The sequence below is a fragment of the Streptomyces durbertensis genome (genome assembly GCF_014156695.1).
GTDB lineage: Bacteria > Actinomycetota > Actinomycetes > Streptomycetales > Streptomycetaceae > Streptomyces > Streptomyces durbertensis.
Genome location: NZ_WMLF01000589.1, coordinates 1 through 2,677 on the forward strand (window position 1 = coordinate 1; position 2,677 = coordinate 2,677).

Genomic DNA, 2,677 nt, shown 5'->3' on the forward strand with positions numbered 1-2,677 from the left:
CTCCCGTCCCCCGGGAGCCCGCTCGGCTGTCGGTGACAGCCGATACGCTGGCCCATATGACGCGTGCAGAGCAGCCTCCGGTTGGGAACCCCACATCCGAAGCCCTGGCCGCGGAGTCCCGCGAGCGTGCCGTCCGCGCCCTGGTGCGACACAGTCCGCTGCGGCGGCTGTGGAGCGCCCAGTGCGTGAGCTCCGTCGGGGACGTACTGGGCCTGTTCGTCCTGGTGCTCCTCGCCGTGCAGGCGACGCAGAGCGTGGCGTTCGCCGGCGGGACCCCCGTCTTCGGCACGGGCTACGCCGGTGTGGCGCTCGCGGTCGCCGCCGCGTTCGGCACCAGACTGATCGCCACCCTGCTCTTCGGCGCGGTCCTGCTCGGGCCGCTGTCCTCGCTGGTGACGCCCGGCAACGCGCTCGACCGCCGCTGGACGATGATCGTCTCGGACGGGGTGCGCGCGGCGCTGCTGATCGTGGCCCCCCTGTGGGTCAACTGGACGCCCGACAACGCCTACGCGATCCTGCTGGTCACGATCTTCCTGACCGGCGTCGCCGAACGGTTCTGGACGGTCGCCAGGGAGAGCGCGGCGCCCGCCCTGCTGCCGGCGTCGCCGCCGGAGGGCGCGGCCGTCCGCCCGCTGCCCGACCACCACGACGCGCTGCGCCGGCTCTCCCTGCGCACCGGCTTCCTCGCCGTACCGGCCGCCGCCGCCGCGCTGCTGGCCGTCTCCCTGCTGAACAACCTGCTCGGCGCCGGCGTCGCCTGGTTCCACAACCACCAGGCCGCCCTCGCCTCCTACGTGGCCGCCGGGCTGTTCGCCGCCTCGGTGTCCGTACTGGTCTTCCTGCGGCTGCCGGCCACAGACACGCCCCGCCCGCGCTCCCCGCTGGAAGGCCTGCGCCGCCCGAAGCACGCCGGCGGGGTCGACAAGGGCCGCACCGGCGCCGTCCCGCTGCTGGTCCTGACGGGCGCGGCCGTCGCGGCCGCCGTCGCCGCGGCCGTGTCGGTCGCCGTGCTGCAGGCCCTCGGCCTCGGCGGCGGCCCGGTCACCTTCGCGCTGCTGGTACTCGGCCTCACCGGGGGCACCGCGCTCGGCATCCGCGGCGCCCACCGGGTGCTGCCGGTGCTGCCGAGGCGACGGCTGCTGGGCCTGGCCGTCACCGCCTGCGGTGTCGCGCTGTTCGCCACCGGGCTGCTCGCCGACACGGCGACGTCGCTGCTCGCCGCCCTGCTCGCCGGGCTGTCCGCCGGCGTCGCCGCCCGGACCACCCACGAGCTGATCGACCAGGAGGTCGAGGAGTTCCGCCGACCGCGCACCGGGGAACACCTCACCGCCGTCGTACGCCTCTCCGTCGCGCTCGGCGTGCTCTGCGCGCCGCTGCTCGCCGCACTCGTCGGCCAGCAGCGCGTGGAAAGCGGCAAGTTCGTCGTGGAGAGCGGAGGCGCGGGCTTCACGCTGATGCTCGTCGGCGCCCTGCTGCTGCCCGTGGCCGCGCTGGTGCTCGGCCGGGTCGACGACCGCGGCGGCGTACCGCTGCGCCGCGACCTGCTCGACGCGTTCCGCGGCGACGACCCCGCCCAGGCGCCCGCGCCCAGCGGCTTCTTCCTCGCACTCGAGGGCGGTGACGGCGCCGGCAAGTCCACCCAGGTCGAGGCGCTGGCCTCCTGGATACGCGCCAAGGGCCACGAGGTGGTCGTCACCCGCGAGCCCGGCGCCACACCCATCGGCAAGCGGCTGCGCTCGATCCTGCTGGACGTCTCCACCGCCGGCCTCTCCGACCGCGCCGAAGCCCTGCTGTACGCGGCCGACCGCGCCGAGCACGTGGAGTCCGTGGTGCGGCCGGCGCTGGAACGCGGCGCCGTGGTCATCTCCGACCGCTACATCGACTCCTCCGTCGCCTACCAGGGCGCCGGCCGGGAACTGTCGGCCACCGAGATCGCCCGCATCTCCCGCTGGGCCACCCGCGGCCTCGTCCCGCACCTCACCGTGCTGCTCGACATCTCCCCGGCCACGGCCAGGGAGCGCTTCACCGAGGCACCCGACCGGCTGGAGTCGGAGTCCGCCGAGTTCCACCAGCGGGTCAGGTCCGGCTTCCTGACGCTCGCCGCCGCCGACCCGGTCCGCTACCTCGTCGTCGACGCCGGGCAGGAGAGCGCCGCCGTCACCACCGTCATCCGCCACCGCCTCGACCAGGTGCTCCCCATGTCGGAGCAGGAGAAGCGGGCGATCGAGGAGGCCCGCCGCAAGGCCGAGGAGGAGCGCAGGCGCCGCGAGGAGGAGGAGGCCGCCCGCAAGGCCGAGGAGGAGCGGCTGGAGCGCGAACGGCAGGAACAGCTCGCCAGGCTGCGCGCCGAGGAGGAGGAGCGCCGCCGCCGGGAGGCGGAGGCCGCCCGCCTGGCCGAGGAGGCCCGCCTCGCGGAAGAGGCCAGGAAGAAGGCCGAGGAGGCCCGCCGCAAGGCCGAGGAGGAGCGCAGGCGCCGCGAGGAGGAAGAGGCGGCCCGGGAGGCCGAGCAGGAGCGGCTGCGGCAGCTCGCCGCCGAGCAGGCCAGGCTGCGCGCCGAGGCCGAGGCGCGCCGTCTGGAGAAGCAGCGCAAGGCGGAGGAGGCGCTGCTGCGGGCGGAGAAGGCCCGCCTCGCCGCCGAGGCCGCGCGGAAGTCGGAGTCCACCGCGACCCCGAACAC

General features: G+C 75.6%; 1 protein-coding gene. It reads left to right on the forward strand.

Annotation, left to right across the window (positions count from 1 at the left end; translation table 11 throughout):
- Window positions 1–56: 56 nt before the first annotated feature.
- Window positions 57–2,677 (forward strand): dTMP kinase (tmk, locus tag GL263_RS24770; RefSeq protein ID WP_182857971.1); only part of this gene is annotated, 2,621 nt, incomplete at its 3' end.